Genomic DNA, 21,753 nt, shown 5'->3' on the forward strand with positions numbered 1-21,753 from the left:
AGTAACTTAGTATACCCTCCTTATATTCAATAACAACGACTTAATTGCAGTAAATTTAGCCAGAAATAGAACTAAATCAATAACACGACTCATAATTTTTTAATTAAATTGTCATCTTTATAAATAAATATTTTTAAAGCTATGGGGTGAGCGCTTATAAGTGCGAGAGATTTAAGTTCTGATTGGCGAGACTGATAAAATTAAACAATACTGTGATTAGGCCGATGATTATATTGTCCATTTGTATAAAGGGAGTTTGTTAATGGTTAAATTTTACTGGTAGCCCTTTTTTATGGTTTTTAATGATAGGCATTATTGTTTATTTCATGTAACAAAATTATGTTAATACAAGAAAGCATCACGTCATACTGAACTGGCAAATTTAATATAGGTATTTACAATGAACTTTTTACAGAATCTAACGATTAAACGTCGTTTACAATTTAACGCATTAATCGTTGGCTTAGCCATGATTGTTATGCTGTGCATCATCATTTATGAAGCACGTATTATGCTTAAATTAAATGAAACTATTCAGTACGCTGAAGAGCTAGATGTGCATGAGCTTTCGATGCGTAAATACGAAAAAGACTTTTTGTTTTACAAAGATGAGTCTAGTTTAGAGCTATTTGCACAAGAATATAAAAAACTACAATTTAAACTAGAAAAGCTATCTGTTTTATCTGCAGATTTAAATATTGCTACGGCTCAGGTCAATCAATTTTCTACGTTAGCCCAACAGTACTATGACGACTTTCAAAATGTTGTAAAACTACAGCGTAAAATCGGGTTGCACCCAAAAGACGCTTTATATGGCGAGCTGAGAGAAGCAGTTCATAAAATAGAAACATTGCTTAGTGAGCAAAATAATTACCAATTACTCACCACTATGCTACAGCTGCGTCGAGCTGAAAAAGATTTTATGCTACGTTTAGATACCAAGTATTTAGATCGATTTAATAAATTAGCAAGCGAGTTAAAACAACAAGTAAATGCTGCAGAGTTACCCAATAATACACGTAATCAATTAGCCACGTTAATGACCAACTACCAAAATAAATTTACTGCATTGGTAGAGGCGCAGGTGGAATTAGGCGTCGATTTAAATTCGGGTGCTCTAGGGAAAATGAGAATAAGCGTCAAGAAAAGTGATGAAGTGGTCACTTTGATCACTAATGCGACTAAAGAGCAAGTAACTGAAACGGCGCAGCAGGCGCAATTATTAGCAATAGTCATTTTTATAATTGCTAGTATCATCGTTATGCTACTTGTGTACTTGACCAGTCGTTCAATTATCCAGCCTATTGAAAAAGTTTATCAAGCAATAGATAAGATAAGACAAAACAATGACTTAAGCTTGTTTATAGAGCATAAAGGGAAAGATGAAGTAACGAGGATGACCATAGACTTTAATAGTTTAATTAGTGACTTTAAAGATCTCATCTACGAAGTAAATACGGCTCTAACAACGCTTAATATAGCAACAGGGAACCTATCTGAAACAACCTCAGCGACTAGCTCTGGTATGCAAGAGCAATTGCATGAAGCGGATATGGTAGCAACCGCTGCTACAGAAATGCAGGCAACGATTCAAGATATTTCACACAATACTGAAGCCGCCGCTAAAAAAGCTGAATCGACCAATGTAAGCGCCCAGCAAGGTCAGGTTGAAGTAGAGTCAACTATTAAGCATATTAATGCCTTATCCGATTCACTTGGTAAAGCTTCCAGCGTGGTGTCTCAGCTAGAAAAAGATGGTGAAACCATAGGTTCTGTACTTGATGTGATACGTGCGATTGCAGAGCAAACTAATTTACTTGCTTTAAATGCTGCCATTGAAGCGGCGAGAGCGGGTGAACAAGGTCGTGGCTTTGCGGTTGTTGCAGATGAAGTGCGCTCACTTGCACAGCGTACGCAAGAGTCAACCAGCGAAATAGAGGGCATTATTAACACCCTACAACAGCGTACTCAAGAAGTTGTGAGTATCATGCACCAATGTCGTACTCAAGGTGGCGAAAGTGCTACACAAGCAACAAAAGCGGGTGAGCTGCTAGGATCAATTACCATTGATGTGCAAACTATTATGGAAATGAGTACACATATTGCTACTGCTATTGATGAGCAAAGTCAGGTGGCTTCTGAGGTAAATAAAAACGTGGTCCGTATTCGAGATATTGCAGAGGGGGCTGCGGCTCACTCACAAACTAATGCGCAAACCAGTGAAGAGGTCTCTGAGCAAGCAAGGGTACTTCATCAAGCGATTTCAAAATATAAGGTTTAACTACTAACAGAAAAAAGTGGCTTAATTGCCGCTTTTTTCTCATTCACAGAGTATAAGTTCAGACTAAATACTAGGGGACAAACTTTATGGGTACGCTGTCTTTGTTGTTTTCATGTTGTTTAACACGCTCTAAATACGTATCCCATAAGCTTGTTTGTTCAGCTTGTAATTTAGCAAAATATTGCCAGCTGAACAGCCCGCTGTTATGGCCATCGTCAAACTCTAAACGTAACGCGTAATGCCCTACCGGCGTAATGGTTTTAATGCCCACTGCTTGTTTATTTAGTACTAACTTCATAGGCTCAGATCCATGGCCTTGAACCTCTGCTGAGGGAGAGTGTACCCGTAAAAACTCAGCGCTAAATATAACTTCAGAGTTATCATCAAAATAAACATCTAAATTTTTACTCACACTATGATAGTGCACTTTTGTAACTTGTTTCATCGTCATCTCGCTTACAAAAAAGCCTCCATATTGGAGGCTTTTAGTATAACTGTTTGTGTTTTCAATTAAAGAATAAAACGACTTAAGTCTTCATCTTCAACTAGCGCACCTAAGTGTTTTTCAACGTAGGCGGCATCGATAACAAGGCTTGAACCCGCTTTTTCAGAAGCGTCATATGAAATCTCTTCCATTAGCCTTTCCATAACTGTATGAAGGCGACGCGCACCGATATTTTCGGTTTTTTCGTTTACTTGCCATGCTGCCTTAGCAATACGCTCAATTGCGTCGTCGCTAAATTCAATAGCGACTTGCTCTGTTTTGAGTAGCTCGCGTTGTTGCTCAGTAAGTGACGCGTGTGGCTCAGTTAATATACGTTTAAAGTCATCGGCTGTGAGTGCTTCAAGTTCAACACGAATAGGTAAACGGCCTTGTAACTCAGGGATCATGTCTGATGGTTTAGACATTTGGAATGCGCCTGAGGCAATAAACAACATGTGGTCAGTTTTTACCATGCCGTGCTTAGTATTAACGGTAGAGCCTTCAATAAGCGGAAGTAAATCACGTTGTACACCTTCACGACTTACATCTGGGCCTGAGGCTTCACCACGTTTACAAATTTTGTCTATTTCATCAATAAACACAATGCCGTTTTGCTCTACTGCAAAAATGGCCTGTTCTTTTAATTCTTCAGGATTAACCAGTTTACCGGCTTCTTCTTCAGTAAGTAACTTAAACGCTTCTTTAATTTTAAGCTTACGCTTAGTGCGTTTATCACCACCCATGTTTTGAAACATTCCCTGTAACTGGTTGGTCATTTCTTCCATACCAGGAGGAGCCATAATTTCAATATTAGGTTGAGCTTGGGCTAAATCAATATCAATTTCTTTGTCATCTAATTGGCCTTCGCGTAACTTTTTACGAAACGATTGGCGTGTCGATGAATTTTCATCGCGCTGAACTTCACCGTATTGATCTTTCGCTGGAGGCAGTAATACATCTAATATACGTTCTTCAGCCGCTTCTTCAGCGCGATGTTTGAACTTTTTAGTTTGTTGCTCTCGTGTCATTTTAATTGAAACATCAACTAAATCACGGATGATAGTTTCAACTTCTTTACCGACATAACCTACTTCTGTAAATTTAGTGGCTTCAACTTTAATAAAAGGTGCGTTGGCAAGCTTTGCTAAACGACGAGCAATCTCAGTTTTACCTACACCCGTAGGGCCAATCATTAAGATATTTTTTGGCGTTACTTCTGCGCGTAAGTCTTCGTTTAACTGCATACGGCGCCAGCGATTACGAAGGGCAATAGCAACCGCTTTTTTCGCTTTAGCTTGGCCAATAATATGTTGGTCTAGCTCATGAACAATTTCTCTTGGGGTCATATCAGACATAGCGAGTTCCTATTACAATTCTTCGATAGTTTGGAAGTTATTCGTAAATACACAGATGTTGCCAGCAATTGTTAGACTTTTCTCTACAATTTCACGAGCACTTAAGTCGGTATTTTCTAATAAGGCGGTTGCAGCTGATTGCGCAAAGTTACCGCCGCTGCCAATTGCGATTAGGTCGTTTTCTGGTTGCACCACGTCACCGTTGCCGGTGATAATTAGCGAAGCTGTTTCATCAGCAACAGCAAGTAAAGCTTCAAGTTTACGCAGGGCACGATCGCTACGCCAATCTTTAGCCATTTCTACAGCAGCTTTAGTGAGGTTACCTTGGTGCATTTCTAGTTTGCTTTCAAAACGTTCGAAAAGAGTAAAGGCATCAGCAGTGCCGCCAGCAAACCCAGCGATAACTTTGCCATTATAAAGGCGTCGAACTTTTCGGGCATTGCCCTTCATTACTGTGTTACCAAGAGATACTTGGCCGTCACCACCAATAACAACTTTGTCATCACGGCGTACACTTACGATTGTAGTCATGTTATTCCTCATCATCGCGCTGCAAGAGGCAGCGCGTAAAAAACGATTATGAAGAGGTTATATGGGTGAATGGTTTAAATTCAAGTCCAGCCCCAAATTCCGCAGCCGACAATATTAATTCGTTTAAGTTTGTTCTTGTCACTTTCTGCATGACGCTTGGTTTCATAAGGCCCTAAACGCACTTTGTACCAAATACCATTGCTGCCTGTGGTTTTTTTGATTTCTGAAATTAATCCGGCAAAGGCTATTTTAGCTTTTAAGGTTTCAGCTTGCTGATGGGTTCTAAATGAACCACATTGCATGACATAAGGGCCTTTTTGTTCAAGTTCTTTTACTTCAACCTGAATCTCATGCTCTTTAATTTCTTTAATAAATTTAGGTGGCCGCGGTTTAGCTATTTCTACTTGTTTTTCGGGTGTTGGATTTGCTTGCTTTTCAACAAGCTCTGGATCGGCATTGTTTTTAACAAACCAGAGTCCGTATGCAAAACCACCGATTAGTAACAAGGCAATAATGATTAACAAAAACGGGAAGGGTTTTTTAGCCGGCTCTTGTTTAGTGTTTTTTCTATTTTTTGGTTTTTTATTAATATAATCGTGCTGTGCCATGGTGTTATATGTGGCCTTACCTAAATCATGTCTGTAGGGTCTACGTCTAAACTCCAGCGAACTTTTTGTGCAAGTTTGCTAGTGCTGAGATAATCAACCATTTGCGCGAGATACTGATGTAGTATGCGTCGATCTTGCGCTTGAATATGTAATTGAAAACGATACATTCCCGCAATTTTTTCTAAAGGCGCGGGGATCGGTCCGAGCAATTGTATACCAGATACCCCATTGACAGGAACCAAATCCGTTAGAAAGTCGACGACTTGCTTTATGTTATGCCCTTGTGCGCGAACAATTGCCATACTCGTAATGGGTGGCAACTGTGCATCACTTCGCTCAGTGAGTGCAAAGCGGGCAAAATCTTGATAGCCATTATTAACTAAGTCTTGTAATAGCGGGTGCTCAGGAAAGTGCGTTTGTAATAATACTTCACCGGGTTCGCCAGAACGTCCCGCGCGTCCTGCAACTTGTGTTACTAATTGTGCTAAATGCTCAGTAGCCCTAAAGTCACACGAATACAAACCACTATCGACATCTAAAATAAGTACTAAGCTAACATCAGCAAAATGGTGACCTTTTGCCAGCATTTGCGTACCAACTAAAATACGTGCGCCGCCTTGGTTTATTTCATCCAGTGCTTTTTCAAGGCTACCTTTACGCCGAGTTGAATCACGGTCGATACGGCTGATCGGGGTGTCTGCAAATTCACTACTCAAAAACTCTTCTATTTGCTCGGTGCCCTTGCCGTTAGGAAAGATTTGCGTACTACCACAGTCAGGGCATTGATGTGGTACATGATATTGATCGCCACAATGGTGGCAAATCATTTGGCCTATTGCCTTATGAAAAGTCGCACTGGTGCTGCATCGGCTACATTCACTCAACCAACCACATTCATGACAAATCAAAGTAGGAGAAAACCCACGGCGATTTAAAAATACCATCACCTGCTTTCCCCTATTCAGGTGCTGGCGCATTATTGCAAGACTGGCATGCGCAATACCGGCTCTATCAGGCTGACCTTTCATGTCGAGCAGCTTAAACTGATTATCGGTGGCGGTTTGTGCGCGCTCACTTAATGTAAGCAACTGGTATTTGTTATTAATAGCTTTATGCAGTGTTTCTAGTGCTGGCGTGGCGCTACCTAAAATAAGTGGAATTTGATGCTGATAGGCACGATACGCAGCTAAATCACGGGCATGATAGCGTAAAGTGTCTTGTTGTTTAAATGAGGCATCATGCTCCTCATCAACCACAATCATCCCGAGCTTTAAAAATGGCAGAAAAATACTCGAACGGGTACCTATAACAATGGCGCAACTGCCTTTTTCACAAAAGCGCCATGTTTGCAGACGCTCGTTATCGGTTAATGCCGAGTGCCATAACATAATAGGGGTGTCAGGAAAGCGACGTCTAAAACGATTGACCGTTTGAGGCGTTAGCCCGATTTCAGGAACGAGCACTAACGCCTGTTCGCCACGTTTTAATACTTCTTCTAGGCATTGCAGGTAAACTTCGGTTTTTCCGCTGCCAGTGACACCTTCTAGCAAAAAGCTATTAAACCCCGTACTTTGATTAATTGCAGTGCAGGCAATGGCTTGCTCTTTATTTAAACGGGGTTTGCTGCCAACCGTTGGCGAGGTATGTTGCCATTGATTGTCGTGCTCAATGGTTTGAATTATTAGCTCTTTATCTAAAAGGGTATCAATGGTTTTTTTATTAAACCCGAGGGCTTTGAGTTCGGTTAATGATGATTTACCGGATGCTGATAATTGCTTAAGCAAATTAAGCTGTGTTTTAGCTTTTAAAGACGGTAAAAGTGCCCCCTTTTCGCTTAATGTCACCATGTTTATACTGGTTTTATCAGGGCACTCACCTTGGCGCAGTGCACTGGGCAATGCAATATGAATAGTTTCACCGAGTGGATAGCAATAATAACGCGCTGTAAATTTCAGTAGCTCTAAATGCTGCGCAGATAACACCGGTGAGTCGTCAATAACTTCAATAATAGATTTTATTTTGCCTTCGGGGACTGCTGTTTCCGCTTTTAAGCTAAGAATAACCGCTACTTTACGTTGATTACCAAAAGGGACTAACACGCGCATACCAGGCTGTAATTGAGTCAGCGGTACTAATTGCTCATCCACTTTATAATCAAAGGTGCGAGGCAAGGGGACTTTTATTGCAACTTCAGCAAAACGCATAACAACTCAACCAATTAACGTAATGGTTTAATGTACTAAAAATAGCATTAAAAGCCTACCGACAAATCAGTAATGGATAGGTGTTTGCCGACTTTTTAGCAAAAAGGGTAATTAAAGCTTGTGTGCGTGCGGGTTGTTGGATAAAATTCGCGACCAATAAATTTGTTTTAACGACGTATGGTGCCAGACTTCGGGTTTGGAGAGCGATGCGGCCTTAACTAGAGGTTCCTATGAAAGAAGGTATTCACCCTAAGTACGAAGTAATTTCTGCAACTTGTTCATGCGGAAACAAATTCGAAACTCGTTCTACTCTGTGTAAAGACATTCACTTAGACGTATGTTCTGCGTGTCACCCGTTTTACACTGGTAAGCAAAAGATTTTAGACACTGGCGGCCGTGTTGATCGCTTCAACAAGCGCTTCGGTGCACTTAGCAGCAAAAAATAATTTTTTGTTTCTATGTAAAAAAAAGCACCTTAGGGTGCTTTTTTTGTGGCCAAAATTTACTTTCCTACCTGCTTTCTTAGCAATTTTGTATTTATTTTTTTTGCATAACTATTTCCTGTTCTTATTCTGAGTATGCATAAACATTTGCAGACAAAACAGCCAATATTCTCTATATTTTTATTTGTTAAACTTTAAAGATGGTACTCAAATGCAGGTAACGTGAGGTTATTTGTGTTTAAAGTTAAATAAAATTCGGTATTTCACTATTTTAATTTAAGACTAAAAAATACGCTTTATAAAAATAGAACAAGGGCAAAAAGTACCTGTGTTTTTCATTTTTATGACGAATTTATATTTTAAAAATGTCAGGATAATCTAGGGAAGTTGCTGATAAATCACTTAAAATTAACAGTTCTAGCATATAACAGGATAGACCTGATATTGCTTGGAATTTAAAAATAATAAAGGTATCGTAGATTAAAACTACCTCTCACTTTAACTTAAATTGCAGGATATAATCGCGTTATGTCAGATTTTCGTGAACAAGCACTACATTACCATGCCCATCCCGTTCCAGGTAAAATCAGTATTGAGCTGACCAAGCCCGCTGAGACGGTTAAAGACCTCGCGCTCGCATACAGCCCCGGTGTCGCAGAACCTGTTCGTGAAATTGCCGCTGATCCAGCAAATGCCTACAAATATACTGGTAAAGGAAATATGGTTGCGGTTATTACTAACGGCACCGCAATTTTAGGCTTAGGTAATTTAGGTCCACTGGCTTCAAAACCCGTTATGGAAGGTAAAGCGCTACTATTTAAGCGTTTTGCAGGGTTAGACTCTATAGATATTGAAGTTAAGCACCGTACTACCGAAGACTTTATTAACACGGTGGCTAATATTGCCGACACTTTTGGTGGAATTAATTTAGAAGATATTAAAGCGCCCGAGTGTTTTGAAATAGAAAAAGCGCTTATAGAGCGTTGTAGCATTCCTGTTTTTCATGATGATCAGCATGGTACGGCTATTGTAACGGCTGCGGGTATGCTAAACGCGCTGGAAGTACAGGGCAAAGCAATTGAAGATGCAATTATTGTATGTTTAGGTGCCGGCGCTGCAGCTGTTGCCTGTATGGAGCTTTTAATTAAATGTGGCGCGTTGCGTGAACATATTTATATGTTAGATCGCAAAGGAGTTATTCATACGCGTCGTGATGACTTGAATGAATATAAGCAATTATTTGCAAACAATACCGATAAACGTACTTTACAAGATGTAATTGAAGATGCCGATGTGTTTGTGGGTGTATCGGGCCCTAATTTATTAGCCCCTGAAGATTTAAAATTAATGGCTGATAGACCCGTGGTATTTGCTTGTTCAAACCCCGATCCTGAAATCGATCCGCAATTAGCACACGCTGCACGTAACGATTTAATTATGGCTACAGGTCGCTCTGATTATCCGAATCAAGTTAATAACGTATTGTGTTTTCCGTTTATTTTCCGTGGTGCGTTAGATGTACGTGCCAGTGAAATAAACGACGAGATGAAAATTGCTGCTGTAGAAGCAATTCGTAGTATTGCTAAAGAGCCCGTACCGACTGAAGTGCTTACTGCCGCAGGTATCGACAAATTAGAGTTTGGTGCTAAATATATTATACCAAAACCAATGGATCCACGTTTGTTACCACGTATAGCTAAAGCGGTTGCGCAGGCGGCGGTAGACTCTGGCGTTGCACAAATTGATATGCCAGAAAACTACATGGCGTAATTGTTAAGTATAAATTAGCGCAAAAAAAACCTCAGCATTTGCTGAGGTTTTTTTGTATAAAGACCCTTCTAGTCTTCATTTAAAATAGGCACTTCTAGTCCCATTTCTTGCATTATTTTCTTCACTTCTTCAGGTACTTTTTCTGCGTTATCTTTACGCAAATCATCATCATTAGGCAGCGGTTGCCCGGTAAACGCATGCAAAAACGCTTCGCATAAAAGCTCGCTATTTGTTGCATGACGTAAGTTGTTTATTTGACGACGAGTACGTTCATCAGTTAATACTTTTAATACATTTAGCGGGATCGAAACGGTGATCTTCTTTACTTGTTCGGATTTTTTCCCGTGTTCTGCGTATGGGTGAATATATTCACCATTCCATTTAGCCATAAGATGTATCGTTGCCTCAGATTATAAATTGCTCACACAGCATCAAAGCGTGTAAATATGCGTGAAATTCTATCGGTTTAAAAAAGATAGTCAAATACTAGTTATTTAGCTATCTAGACATTTAAATGTTTTGACATCTTAAATTGCATGCGCTACCTTTTAGACGTCTAAACATCCAAATTAGTAAAGGTAGCGAAAATGAGTGAAAAAAATAAGGCAACAATTGCTGTTCGTAGTGGAATAGAAGCCGACAAACAGCATGGTGCGGTTGTTCCACCGCTTTATTTATCAACAACTTACTCATTTGCTGACTTTGATACAAAGCGTCAATATGATTATGGCCGCAGTGGTAACCCTAATCGTGACATTTTGGCTGAGGCGCTCACGGAGCTTGAAGGTGGCGCTAAAGGCATTATTACCGCAACAGGCATGGCAGCCGTTCACCTAACAACACAATTACTTAATAGTGACGATACGTTAGTGATCCCTCATGACTGTTATGGTGGCAGCTATCGCTTATTTACTTCGCTAGAAAAGCGCGGCTTATTAAAACTAGAAGTGGTCGATTTTACCAAAAGCGACAGTTTGACACGCATCCTTGCTATTAAACCTAAGCTGATTTGGATTGAAACACCTAGCAATCCTATTTTACGCTTAACAGATATTAAAGCGGTAACTGATACAGCTAAACAGTGTGGTGCACTGGTTGCCGCCGACAACACATTTTTATCGCCAGCATTACAAAACCCGATTAAGTTTGGCGCTGATATTGTGGTGCACTCAACCACAAAATATATCAATGGCCATTCAGACGTTGTTGGTGGCGCGGTTATCGCAGCGACTGCTGAGTTAGGTGAAGAGTTAGCGTGGTGGGCAAATAACATTGGCATCACCGGCGCGCCATTTGATAGCTATTTAACGCTCAGAGGCTTACGTACTTTAAACGTGCGTTTAAGGCAACACCAAGAAAGTGCACTCGCCATTGCACAGTATTTAGAACGCTCCCAGTTTGTTGCCCAAGTTTACTACCCAGGTCTTGAATCACACCCTCAACATGCGCTAGCTAAGGCGCAGCAGCTTGGCTTTGGTGCTATGGTTAGCTTTGATATAAAAGGCGATATAAACGATGCTGCAGCGTTTTTAACGCGCTTAAATGAATTTAGCTTAGCGGAATCATTAGGTGGAGTAGAAAGTTTGATTTGTCACCCTGCGACTATGACCCACGCCGGCATGGACGCAACCGCGCGTGCAGAAGCCGGAGTAGGCGACACGCTTATTCGTATTTCGGTGGGTATTGAAGATGTAAATGATTTACTCGCTGACTTAGACAGGGTATTTAATTTGGTGCGCCCAGGACAAGCCGATCCCGGCCTATCGGCAAAAAGTGGTGCTAGTGAATCATTTGGTTCAGCAAAGTTAAACGCGGCGCATCCGGCGTTATGGTAGTGCATACCAATCTTCAAAATACAAAACATAAATGCGAGTCGGTATTAATATGGTAAATCAGGTTCATAAATTTGGTGGTTCGAGTTTAAGCTCAGCGGATCGCTTTAAAAGTGTCGCAAATATTATTTTAACTCATGCTCAAGCTGGGGATTGTGTGGTGGTATCGGCTGCCGGTAAAACCACCGATACCTTAGTTAAACTGTGGCAAAGCTATCAACAGCAAGACACTCAAGCTATTGCTGATATTGTATTGCTATTGAGTAACCATCAAATAGCTCTGATTGAGCAATTATTAATAGCTAACGCTAAGCACCATGCGCTTGATTTACTTGAAACTGAGCTCAGTATTATTACCAAGCAGGCTAAGCAAGGAACATTAGCTGAAGCTGCGTTATTAGCACATGGTGAATTGTGGTCTGCAAGGTTACTAAGCGCTTACTTAGAACAGCTTAACGTTAGCGCTTGTGCCCATGACGCTAGGCAGTTATTTACGTTAGATGCCGGACAGCTGCAGCATGCTAATAATCAGCAGCAGTGCTTAAAAGCCATACAGACGAGTAAAATTAATGTAGTTACGGGGTTTATTGCGGCTGATTTACATGGTGAAACAGTGACCTTAGGGCGAAATGGCAGTGATTACAGTGCCACTTTATTAGCGCGGTATTGCAATGCTAAAAAAGTCTCTATTTGGACTGACACTCAAGGTGTTTTTAGTACTGATCCGCGTAAGGTTGCTAATGCGGTTAAGTATGCGCGAGTGTGCCGTGATCAAGCTAATTTATTAGCGAGGTTAGGTAATCCAGTATTACACGCTAAAACATTATCGCCATTAAAAGATACCGATATAGAATTAGTTGTTCGCAGTAGTTACGATCCTCAAGGCAGTCATACCGAAATAGTTAAACTAGGAATGAGTAAACAAAAACGCTTTTTAACCACAGTAAATAATGTGGATTTACTCATTGTTGATGATCTGAGTGAAGGCGAAGTAGCACATGTTAGCCAACTTATTCAGCATAGTTTGCATCACTTTGAACACGAAGGCGAAATCTACTTACTAGTCCCTGCGTCAGCGACACATCAGGTGGCTAATTATTTTGCTGGCCGCGCCAATATTAGTGAGTCAAACTTAAATGGGGTGGCGATTATTGCACCTGATCAAGAGGTAGCGCCGCTTGGTAAGCAAAGTGAAGCCTTATTACAAACACAATCTATCCAGCCTCGGTTTACCCATTACGGTGAGGGATATACGTTACTATTAACCGATCAAGTACTTGAAAGTGATGTGCTGAGCCTGTTACATGACAAGCTCATTAATAAAGCACAAGAAATAGCTTTAATTATTGCAGGACTTGGTAATGTAGGTGCTGAGTTTATGCGCCAATTACCTGCTCAACTAGCACGCTTATCAACTGATTTTAACGTCAAGTTAGTAGCGCTTTTACGCTCAGAGCAGATGCTGGTGAATGCTAATGGATTAGACTGTGAAAGCTGGCAACTTCAATGGGAAAACCATGCAAGCTCCTATAGACAAGCCGATTTATTGTCATACATAGATACTCTTGAGTATGAACATAAAATAGTGATCGACATTACCGCCAGTGAACATTTTAGTCAGCTTTATAGTAAGTTAGCTGAATTAAACTGCCATCTAATTAGTGCTAATAAATACGCGGGAACCGCGTCGCTTTCGTGGTATCAAACACTACGTGAAAGCCTTGCTCAACGTGGCTTACATTGGCGTTATAATGCAAGTGTAGGGGCCGGACTACCGATTAATTTTGCCTTGGCTGATTTACAAAATAGTGGCGATAAAATAACGCGAATAGAAGGCGTGTTTTCAGGCACGCTGTCATGGTTATGCAGTATGTATGATGGCAGTAAAGCGTTTTCAGATTTAGTTCTAGAAGCGCAAGCTTTGGGGTTCACAGAGCCGGATCCTCGAGAAGACTTATCTGGACGAGATATGCAACGTAAGTTGCTTATTTTAGCGCGTGAATTAGGTATTGAATTGGAACTTGATGACATTTCTTTATCCGCTTTGATGCCCGATGAGTTAAGTGCAGGCAGCTGGAATGACTTTATTGATAATAAGGCTCGTTTAGATGCATTTATTGAGCAGCATGCGCAAGCGGCTCAGCAACAAAATGCTGCACTGTGCTACACTGGGTTATTAGAGTTTGAAAACAACACGCTAAACGCTAAGGTAGGGATTACCTATGTACCAAAAAGCGAAGCGGTTGCGAATTTGACCCCTGGCGATAATATTTTTGTGATTAATACCCAGTGGTATAACCAAAACGCATTAGTGATACAAGGCCCCGGTGCGGGTAAAGAAGTGACTGCTGCTGGCGTTCACTCTGACTTATACTGGTTGGTACAAAATATTAGTTAGATCATCAAAAAGGCCGCTAATTTGCGGCCTTTTTACTGTTCGCTATATTTAAAATAGCTCTTCTTCAGTTTTAGTGTTTTCTTCAAATATATCATTTGGTTGTGATAACACATATTTGGTAGGAGCGGTGCCTTTTTCAAAGTATTCAAAACGGCTGGTGTAATCGTTTTTATGACTTAATAATCCGGTTTCTAAATCAATACGAATAGAAACTAAGCCTTCAGGTGGTTCGATGGGCGCAGCAGGTTTACCATCCAGTGCGGCGCGCATAAAATCAACCCATGCAGGCTGAGCTGTTTTTGCGCCTGACTCAGCACCTGATATTTGACCACTTCCTAAGTTGTTATTGTAGGTTGAGCGTCCCAGTGTATTACCTGGGTTATCAAAGCCAACCCAAACTGATGTCATCACATCGCGGTTAAAGCCACTAAACCAAGTATCTACAGAATCATTAGTCGTGCCTGTTTTACCAGAAAGATCGCGACGTTTTAGCGCTTGTGCACGCCAGCCTGTTCCACTCCAACCGGTTTTATGTGACCAGCTACCGCCACCCCAAATAGCACTATTCATTGCGCTGGCAATTAAAAATGCATTTTGTTTAGAGATGATCTGCGGCGCACAATTTGGTGCTACTTGCTCACCTAGCATTAGCGAGCTAGGTGTTGTCGTTTCATCATCACAAATAATGGTGGGATTGGTTTTAAATAACGTATTACCCATTGCATCTTGGATTTGTGAAATAAAGTACGGCTCAATTAGGTGACCGCCATTAGCAAAAGCACTCATCCCACGAGCTAATTCAAGCGGCGTAATGGATGCACTGCCTAATGCCAGTGACTCACTACGATTTATATCTTTATCGTCAAAACCAAATTTTAATAAATGATCGGCTGTTCTTTGCAGTCCAACGCCCCTTAATAAACGTACGGAAATTACATTCTTAGATTGGGCTAAAGCACGACGAATGCGAATTGGGCCATTATAAATAGCTGGGCTGTTTTTTGGTCGCCATGCAACGCCTTGGCTCTTATCCCATTGATTTATAGGAGCATCATTTAAAATTGACGCTAGTGTGTAGCCTTTTTCAAGCGCAGCTGAATATATAAACGGCTTAATATTTGAGCCTACTTGGCGTTTAGCTTGTACAGCTCGGTTATATTGGCTTTGTTCAAAACTATATCCACCAACAATGGCTTTTATGCGCCCGTCTTGTGGGTCTAAAGAAACAATGGCGCTCGCCGCTTCAGGTATTTGACTTAAAATATAGCTATTATCGTCATTTTTGCGCAGCCATATTTGCATGCCTGGCGTTAGTATATCGCTTGCTGTTTCAGGCGCAAAGCTTTGGCGATAGCGTGTAATAAACTTACGTGCCCATTTTAGGTTATCCCAAGTAAGGGTTGTGCGCTCGCCGCTTTTAAGTATAACTTCAGCGCTTTTATCGCTCACGCTTAACACCGCAGCCGTTTTTAAAGGGCCAAATTCATTAACAGCTTTTAAAGTATTTAATAATTTCGACTGCGTTAATGGCGGCTCTGTTTGCGGATCCCACAATATGGCTTCAGGGCCTCTAAAACCATGGCGCATATCGTAGGCATGCAGGTTATTAACTAGAGCTGTTTGTGCTGCTTTTTGAACATCTGATTCAACAGAAGTGTACACTTTAAACCCTGAGTTATAGGCTTTATCTATACCGTAGCGTGACACCATTTCTGCTCGTACCATTTCTGAAATGTACGGCGCATATAAGTCAATTTCAGCTCCATGAAAATATGCGGTAATTGGTTGGTTAGTGGCTTCATTATACTGCGCTCTTGAAATATACTTCTCTTCAAGCATTCTTCCTAACACCACATTTCTTCTTGCTTTAGCACGTTCTGGATTACGAATAGGATTAAGTGCCGAAGGAGCTTTTGGTAAACCAGCAATCATTGCCATTTGCGCAAGAGTTAACTCTTTTAGTTCTTTACCATAATAAACTTGAGCCGCAGCACCAATACCAAAGGCACGATTTCCTAATTCTATTTTATTTAGGTAAAGCTCAAATATTTCATCTTTTGAGAGGAGGTTTTCGATATGAATGGCAATAAATATTTCTTTTACTTTACGAATGTAGGCTTTTTCTCGTGTTAAAAAGAAGTTACGAGCTAATTGCATGGTAATAGTACTGGCACCTTGCTTTTTCTCACCAGTAGAAATAAGTACCAGCGCTGAGCGCACAATACCAATTGGATCAATACCGATATGATCGTAAAAGCGGTTATCTTCAGTTGCCAAAAAAGCCTGCAATAAAGGCTGGGGAATTTGGTCTATAGTTACAGGGATCCGTCTTTTTTCACCAAATTGGTTGATTAAAAGCCCATCTTTAGTAAATACTTGCATAGGCGTTTGTAATTGCACGTTTTTTAAAACTTGCACGCTGGGAATATCGGATTTAACGTAGTAATAAAGGCTGAGCAATGTAATTAGTGCAAGTAATGCACAAATGATCAAAAATTGTAAAGTTCTTTTTAATAAAATCACTGATATTTCCCTAAACGGACTCCCAATTACAGGTTGAGACTGCTAGTATATATTGATTAAAAATTGAATAATATTTTTTAAGATATAAATTATAACTTGTTTATTATTAAAACAAAGGCAAAGTTGCAAACATGCTAAGTCAACTAATAAAAAAACCATCACCAATGATGGTAGGTATTGATATTGGATCGCACTCTATCAAGGCCGTACTTTTAAGTGAAACAGAAACTGGGCTTCGACTAGAAGCACTTGCAATTGAACCTATGCCAAAAGGCGCTATGAGCGAGCGTAATATTCAAGATATTGAAGCAATTGGTAATGTGATAATCAAGTTAAAACGAAAGCTACCAAAGTCGCTAAAATTCGCGTCTGTTGCCGTCTCTGGGCAAACCGTGATTACTAAAGTTATTTTCATGGATGTTTCCTTAAGCGACGCTGAATTAGAGTCGCAGATTGAAATTGAAGCCGACAGCTTAATTCCTTACCCACTAGATGAAGTGAGTCTTGATTTTGAAAAGCTCTCTACAAATAGTGCTGACCCGAGCAAAATAAATGTACTGCTCTCTGCCGCTAGAACCGAAAGCGTTGAAGCCAGAGTCGGTGCGTTAAGTGCTGCGAATTTAACCGCAAAAGTAGTGGACGTTGAAAGCTATGCGCTAAGTCGCGCTATGGATGTTTACTACCAACAGTTACCATCAGATGCATATGACAAAACGGTTGCAGTGGTTGATATTGGTGCTGTACTCACCTTGGTGAGTGTAGTGCAATCTGGTGAGACAATTTATACCCGTGACCAAGTATTTGGTGGCGACCAATACACAAATAGTATCGTTGCTTACTACAACAAAGGCTTTGATGAAGCTGAAATTGGCAAAACAACCGGTGATTTACCTCCAAACTATACATTTGAAGTGTTAGCACCTTTTCAAACATCGTTACTCCAGCAGGTTCGTCGTGCTGTTCAAATGTTTTTAACCACCACAGGTAAAGAACAATTGGACTATATTGTATTGACGGGCGGCTCAGCGATGATTAAAGGCATTGATAGATTGCTGATTGAAGAATTAGGAATACACACAGTTGTTGTTGAACCATTTGATAAGATGGAAATATCCCCTAGAGTTGATCGTAATATAATACAGCGCCACCGCACTCAATTTGCAATTGCGACTGGCCTGGCGTTGAGGAGCTTTTCATCATGCCACATATAAATTTATTACCTTGGCGTGAGCTACAGCGTGAGCAGTCTAAAAAGAAATTTATAACACTTCTTATGGCTGTGGTTATCGTCTGTTTTGCTGGTATGTATATGCTGAGTGTGTTTTATGGTGCTCTAAAAGAAGGGCAAACGTTAAAAAATAATTATCTTAGTTCAGAAATTACAACGCTCGACAATAAAATTCGCGACATACGTGATCTAGACAAGAAAAAAGAAAACTTACAACAACGTATGCGTTTAATTGAAGAGTTACAAAGTAGCCGTAATTTAGGCACCCAAATAATGGATGAAGTGGCAAAAATAGTGCCTGCAGGGGTTTATTTAACCAAGCTGGAGCGCAAAGGTAATCAAATTCATGTGTTAGGCAAAAGTGAGTCTAATAATCGTTTATCTACTATGCTCAGACAGGTACAAAGCTCTTACTTATTAGAGCGCCCGACTATGCAAGGTATTGTTGCCGGCGATCAATCTTCACGTTTACTCAGCGATTTTAATATGGAGTTTTACGTAAAACCATTTGGCAAAATAGGTGAGGTACGTAATGAACCTTGATTTTAAATCGTTTACAGAAATCGATTGGAATGAAATCGAGCTCGATAACATCGGTGAGTGGCCCGTTATTGTAAAAGCAATATGCGGAACTTTTGTAGCTTGTTTGGTGTTGTTTTTTAGCTACAGCTTATTAGTGTCGGATGAAATAGACAGCTACCACAATGCCGTTGCTAAGGAAATTGAGTTACGCACAACCTACCGAACTAAATATGCAGTTGCCAGTAAGCTTGATATTTATCGTGAGCAAATGGTTGAGATGGAAGATAAATTCTCTCAATTATTAAAACGCCTACCTACTTCAAATGAGACGCCAGGATTATTGGACGACCTTTCTTATGTGGGTACAACCAGCGGGTTAACATTTTTAAAAATTGGTTGGTTGCCAGAAGTTGAAAAAGAGTTTTATACCGAGTTGCCAATTAAAATTGAAGTGGTAGGTACTTATCATGAGTTTGGCGAATTTGTAGGGAAAGTGGCTCAACTACCAAGAATTGTCAGTTTACATGACTTTTCTATTTTATCATCTGGCGAAAAGCAGCTAACATTCAGTGTAGTAGCAAAAACTTACCGTTATGAAGAGGGGGTGAGATGATGAAGCAGCTTCTCTTTTTAACCACTGCGATGTTTTTGCTCAGTGGCTGTAACGAGGATACATCGGAGCAAAAAGAATTTATTGATCAGGTTAAGGCAAATACCACGGCACGTATTGAAAAAATACCTGAGCTAGTTAAGTTTGAGCACTTTGAGTATAACGCCAAAGACTTACGTAGTCCTTTTGTAGCGCCAGAACCAGAAATTATTCAAAACAAGCTAACACAAGTTAAAAACTGTCTTCACCCAGATCCAGAGCGTGTTCGTCAGCCACTGGAGAAGTACCCATTAGATAATTTAGCAATGAGGGGCACAATAGGATCGAACGGCAAAACATGGGCGCTCATTACAGCTGCTGATGACACCTTGCACCGAGTAACAATAGGAAGCTATTTAGGCACCTATGACGGAAAAGTAAGCAGTGTTAATAGTGACTATATTGAATTAGTAGAATTAATCCCTGATGGGTCAGGTTGTTGGAAAGAACGTTTGACCAAATTAGAAATGTTAGAGGCGGCAACCAATGGCGCAAATTAATAAGAAAAAAGGTATACCCTATATGCACAAAGGTGAGTGTTCGCATCATCGTATTTTATCTGCTTTATTGTTTGTTTTTTTACTACTAATGACAAAAGCCGTAAGTGCAGCCCCTTTACTCTATGACGTTCGATATAATCCATTGCTTAAAGGTGAAACCGAATTACAGCTAGTTTTTGATGAAGAGTTGCAGCAGCAACCAGCAGTACAAGTTTTTAATAGCCCTGCAAGAATAGAGCTACTATTTGATGGGGTAGAATTAGATGAAGGGTTGACGAATATCGCTATCAACCAAGCTGGTATCAGTAACATCACGAGTATGATGACCAGTGCGGGTTTAAAAGTGACCATTAACTTGGACCGATTAAAAATTTATGAGACTGAAGTAAACAATAATTTAGTTTCTATTAGAATTTCTGATAACCCACTCACAGAGCAAATTTTAACAACCAGCGAAGATAAGCCTGCTTACACGTCTAATTATATTAACGGTATTCAAGCAATTGACTTTCGACGTGGAGAAAAAGGTGAAGCGAAAGTACTTGTTTATCTACAAGATACTCAGGCAGCTGTAGAGGTTCATGAAAGCGGTGGAAAAATCATTGCCGAGTTTCATCATACCGATATTTTAGATGATTTATTGTATGAATTAGATGTACTTGATTTTGGTACTGTGGTGAGCAGTATTGAAACGTTTAAAGAAGATAACCTTACACGTTTAGTGATTGAACCAAACACTGCATTTGCCTATACCTATCAGCAAATTGAGAATATTTTTACCTTAACGGTTGAGAAAGATGAAACGCAAAATGCCTACTTAGATGGGGGTAAAGAGTACTTGGGTCGTCCTATGACGCTTAATTTTCAAGATATCTCTGTTCGTGCTGTGTTACAGATTATTGCCGGTTACAATGATTTTAACTTGGTAACAAGCGACTCAGTGACAGGCAATATTACTCTTCGCCTTGATGGGGTTCCGTGGGATCAGGCGTTAGATGTCGTGCTTAGAATAAAAGGCTTAGACAAACGCATGGACGGTTCTATTTTAATGGTTGCACCATCTGAAGAGCTGGCTGCCCGTGAAGCAAAAGAGTTAAAAGCTAAACAGCAAGTTGAGGATTTAGAGCCACTTTACAGTGAATACATCCGCTTAAATTATGCAAAAGCAGAAGATTTTGCCGACTTATTAAAAACAGATACCAACAGTATTATTACAGCCAGAGGGAGCGTGTCTGTTGATCAACGTACTAATACGTTATTAATGAAAGACACTGCAAAAAGTATTGAAAGTGTTCGTCGTATGGTCGAAACTTTAGATATACCGGTTAAACAAGTGGTTATTGAAGCGCGTATGGTAACCGTACGTGACAACGTAACTGAAGACTTGGGGGTACGTTGGGGGTTTAGTGATCAGCAAGGCTCAGACGGTGTTTCTGGCACATTAGAAGGAGCTGAAACGATTTCTAATGGTAATATCCCTAGTCTTTCTGATCGACTTAACGTTAATTTACCAGTGGCGAATCCATCGGCGAGTATAGGTATGCACATTGCTAAATTGGCTAACGGAACATTAATTGATTTAGAATTAACCGCCCTTGAAGAAGAAAACAAAGGTGAAATCATTGCAAGCCCACGCATTACTGCTGCTAATCAGCAAAAAGCGCGTATTGAGCAAGGTACTGAGATCCCTTATGTGGAGTCAGCTTCAAGTGGTGCAACAACCGTAAGTTTTAAAAAGGCGGTACTAAGCCTAGAAGTGACACCTCATATCACACCCGATAACAAAGTTATTTTAAATTTAATCATTACTCAAGATACCCGAGGGGATACGGTTCAAACAGGTACAGGCCCAGCGGTTGCCATCGATACGCAACAAATTGAGACTCAAGTACTCGTTGAGAATGGACAAACGGTAGTGTTGGGTGGTATTTTCCAACAGCAAATTATTAATTCGACCAAAAAAGTACCTTTATTGGGCGACCTTCCTTACGTAGGAAGACTATTTAAAAGCACAAGCGAGTTCAATGAAAAGCGCGAACTGCTGATTTTTGTCACACCTAAAATCCAAATAGACTAAATATTTAAGCTATCTAGGTTGAATACCAGCTTAGATAGTATGGGTATGTAATTTAGTTATCGTGGTGTGAACACTCCCTATAAATGTACAATAAGACAGTATATAATTTTGATCATGTACTGTACTGCGGATGTATTTAAGGCTGCGTTTATGTTGTTTGTAATTCAGGCTCTTGTAAAGTTACCATGCAAAAGCTTTCATGAAGCAACAATGTAGTAACCTTAATTGCATAAATTTTAACCCTAGAAGATAAACTTGCCTATAATAAGGTGCTTTTTTGTTAACCAGTGGGTAATTATTTAGTTTAATTGCTCGTTATATGGCTTTTTATCCTAATTGACTTGAAAT

Annotated in this window: 17 protein-coding genes; 10 read left to right on the forward strand and 7 right to left on the reverse strand. The window is 40.2% G+C overall.

Features of this window, described 5'->3' with window-relative positions:
• Positions 1 to 400: 400 nt before the first annotated feature.
• The gene (locus tag PTET_RS01425) at positions 401 to 2,281 is read left to right on the forward strand and encodes a methyl-accepting chemotaxis protein (protein ID WP_033104303.1); all 1,881 of its coding nucleotides are present in this window, start codon (positions 401 to 403) and stop codon (positions 2,279 to 2,281) included.
• A gap of 70 nt (positions 2,282 to 2,351) precedes the next feature.
• Here the strand turns inward: PTET_RS01425 and PTET_RS01430 are convergent, their stop codons facing one another.
• From PTET_RS01430 to priA, 5 genes are all read right to left on the reverse strand, one after another.
• On the reverse strand, positions 2,352 to 2,726 hold the full coding sequence (locus tag PTET_RS01430; RefSeq protein ID WP_008115008.1) for a gamma-butyrobetaine hydroxylase-like domain-containing protein: 375 nt from the start codon (positions 2,724 to 2,726) through the stop codon (positions 2,352 to 2,354).
• Positions 2,727 to 2,791: 65 nt separating this feature from the next.
• A complete protein-coding gene (hslU, locus tag PTET_RS01435; RefSeq protein WP_013463899.1) occupies positions 2,792 to 4,120 on the reverse strand; it encodes an HslU--HslV peptidase ATPase subunit in 1,329 nt (442 codons plus the stop codon).
• A 12-nt stretch (positions 4,121 to 4,132) separates the two neighbouring features.
• Positions 4,133 to 4,651 (reverse strand): ATP-dependent protease subunit HslV, encoded by a 519-nt coding sequence (gene hslV, locus PTET_RS01440; protein WP_008115012.1) that lies wholly within the window; start codon positions 4,649 to 4,651, stop codon positions 4,133 to 4,135.
• 80 nt (positions 4,652 to 4,731) lie between these two features.
• Positions 4,732 to 5,259 (reverse strand): SPOR domain-containing protein, encoded by a 528-nt coding sequence (locus PTET_RS01445; RefSeq protein WP_008115014.1) that lies wholly within the window; start codon positions 5,257 to 5,259, stop codon positions 4,732 to 4,734.
• A gap of 20 nt (positions 5,260 to 5,279) precedes the next feature.
• Complete coding sequence (gene priA / locus PTET_RS01450) at positions 5,280 to 7,463, reverse strand: primosomal protein N' (RefSeq protein ID WP_024602143.1); 2,184 nt, start codon at positions 7,461 to 7,463, stop codon at positions 5,280 to 5,282.
• A 230-nt stretch (positions 7,464 to 7,693) separates the two neighbouring features.
• Here priA and rpmE point away from each other — a divergent pair, with 230 nt between their 5' ends.
• Positions 7,694 to 7,909, forward strand: coding sequence for a 50S ribosomal protein L31 (rpmE, locus tag PTET_RS01455; protein ID WP_008115018.1), 216 nt, complete (start codon positions 7,694 to 7,696; stop codon positions 7,907 to 7,909).
• Between the two features lie 525 nt (positions 7,910 to 8,434).
• Positions 8,435 to 9,676 carry a malic enzyme-like NAD(P)-binding protein gene (locus PTET_RS01460; protein ID WP_013463901.1) on the forward strand — a complete coding sequence of 414 codons (1,242 nt, stop codon included), beginning with the start codon at positions 8,435 to 8,437 and terminating at the stop codon, positions 9,674 to 9,676.
• Positions 9,677 to 9,744: 68 nt separating this feature from the next.
• Here PTET_RS01460 and metJ read toward each other — a convergent pair whose 3' ends face one another.
• Complete coding sequence (gene metJ / locus PTET_RS01465) at positions 9,745 to 10,065, reverse strand: met regulon transcriptional regulator MetJ (protein ID WP_008115021.1); 321 nt, start codon at positions 10,063 to 10,065, stop codon at positions 9,745 to 9,747.
• Between the two features lie 198 nt (positions 10,066 to 10,263).
• Here metJ and metB point away from each other — a divergent pair, with 198 nt between their 5' ends.
• Together metB and metL are read left to right on the forward strand one after the other, a co-directional pair.
• Positions 10,264 to 11,511: a cystathionine gamma-synthase gene (gene metB, locus PTET_RS01470; RefSeq protein ID WP_033104302.1), complete on the forward strand. Its 1,248-nt coding sequence runs from the start codon at positions 10,264 to 10,266 to the stop codon at positions 11,509 to 11,511.
• A 49-nt stretch (positions 11,512 to 11,560) separates the two neighbouring features.
• Positions 11,561 to 13,906, forward strand: coding sequence for a bifunctional aspartate kinase/homoserine dehydrogenase II (gene metL, locus PTET_RS01475; RefSeq protein ID WP_036955953.1), 2,346 nt, complete (start codon positions 11,561 to 11,563; stop codon positions 13,904 to 13,906).
• 48 nt (positions 13,907 to 13,954) lie between these two features.
• Here metL and PTET_RS01480 read toward each other — a convergent pair whose 3' ends face one another.
• Positions 13,955 to 16,429: a penicillin-binding protein 1A gene (locus PTET_RS01480; protein ID WP_008115027.1), complete on the reverse strand. Its 2,475-nt coding sequence runs from the start codon at positions 16,427 to 16,429 to the stop codon at positions 13,955 to 13,957.
• Positions 16,430 to 16,560: 131 nt separating this feature from the next.
• Here PTET_RS01480 and PTET_RS01485 point away from each other — a divergent pair, with 131 nt between their 5' ends.
• From PTET_RS01485 to PTET_RS01505, 5 genes are read left to right on the forward strand one after another with little or no spacing between them, the layout of a single operon-like run.
• The gene (locus tag PTET_RS01485; RefSeq protein WP_013463905.1) at positions 16,561 to 17,640 is read left to right on the forward strand and encodes a pilus assembly protein PilM; all 1,080 of its coding nucleotides are present in this window, start codon (positions 16,561 to 16,563) and stop codon (positions 17,638 to 17,640) included.
• Positions 17,628 to 18,200, forward strand: a complete 573-nt coding sequence (locus PTET_RS01490) for a PilN domain-containing protein (RefSeq protein ID WP_008115031.1) — start codon at positions 17,628 to 17,630, stop codon at positions 18,198 to 18,200. Before PTET_RS01485 ends, PTET_RS01490 begins: the two co-directional genes overlap by 13 nt.
• Positions 18,190 to 18,792 (forward strand): type IV pilus inner membrane component PilO, encoded by a 603-nt coding sequence (locus PTET_RS01495; protein ID WP_008115035.1) that lies wholly within the window; start codon positions 18,190 to 18,192, stop codon positions 18,790 to 18,792. The genes PTET_RS01490 and PTET_RS01495 overlap by 11 nt, the downstream gene beginning before the upstream one ends.
• Positions 18,792 to 19,328: a pilus assembly protein PilP gene (locus PTET_RS01500; protein WP_008115036.1), complete on the forward strand. Its 537-nt coding sequence runs from the start codon at positions 18,792 to 18,794 to the stop codon at positions 19,326 to 19,328. Before PTET_RS01495 ends, PTET_RS01500 begins: the two co-directional genes overlap by 1 nt.
• Positions 19,315 to 21,405, forward strand: a complete 2,091-nt coding sequence (locus PTET_RS01505) for a type IV pilus secretin PilQ (protein ID WP_013463907.1) — start codon at positions 19,315 to 19,317, stop codon at positions 21,403 to 21,405. Before PTET_RS01500 ends, PTET_RS01505 begins: the two co-directional genes overlap by 14 nt.
• The last annotated feature ends 348 nt before the right edge of the window (positions 21,406 to 21,753 follow it).

Origin of the sequence: Pseudoalteromonas tetraodonis (assembly GCF_002310835.1) — a bacterium.
Taxonomy (GTDB): Bacteria; Pseudomonadota; Gammaproteobacteria; order Enterobacterales; family Alteromonadaceae; genus Pseudoalteromonas; species Pseudoalteromonas tetraodonis.